This is a genomic window from Acinetobacter sp. ACNIH3 (assembly GCF_002918965.1).
Lineage (GTDB): Bacteria > Pseudomonadota > Gammaproteobacteria > Pseudomonadales > Moraxellaceae > Acinetobacter > Acinetobacter schindleri.
In genome coordinates, this window is the sequence record NZ_PQLP01000159.1 from 1 (window position 1) to 543 (window position 543).

Below are 543 nucleotides of genomic sequence, written 5' to 3' on the forward strand. Positions count from 1 at the left end.
TGATCTCATTGGAATGATGGGAATCATATCCTTGTTCTGGGCATATATTCTAATGTGCTCAGCATCATACCCCTTATCAGCAATGAGATAAGTTGCCTCGCCTACAGTATCAATCAGTTGTTTTGCAACTTGACTGTCGTGGACGCCACCCCCAGTGATTTTAAAATCAATCGGTAATCCATTCGCGTCGGTTGCAAGATGTATTTTTGTTGTTCGTCCACCACGTGATTGTCCAATTGCTCTTTCGAAACCATGCCGAGCTCCACTTGCATGTTGATGCACGCGTATGTAGCTTCCGTCAATGAATACCCATTCTTGATCCAAGACGCCTCGTAATCTAAAAAAAATTTATTCCACAATCCCTTGCTTGCCCAACGATTAAAACGATTATAAGCAGTTTGCCAAGGACAAAATTCTTGAGGAATATCACGCCATGTGGCGCCTGTACGCAGTTTCCATAAGATCGCTTCCATGATATTTCTACTATTCTTTGAACGGTAGCAACCATGTAATCGCATAGTATCTTGAATTTGCTGCCAGATA

1 pseudogene is annotated in these 543 nt (G+C 42.2%); it reads right to left on the minus strand.

What is annotated here, in order from left to right:
* Positions 1-542, minus strand: a pseudogene (locus tag C3420_RS17215) (IS5 family transposase); the annotation flags it as partial.
* Position 543: the final 1 nt, after the last annotated feature.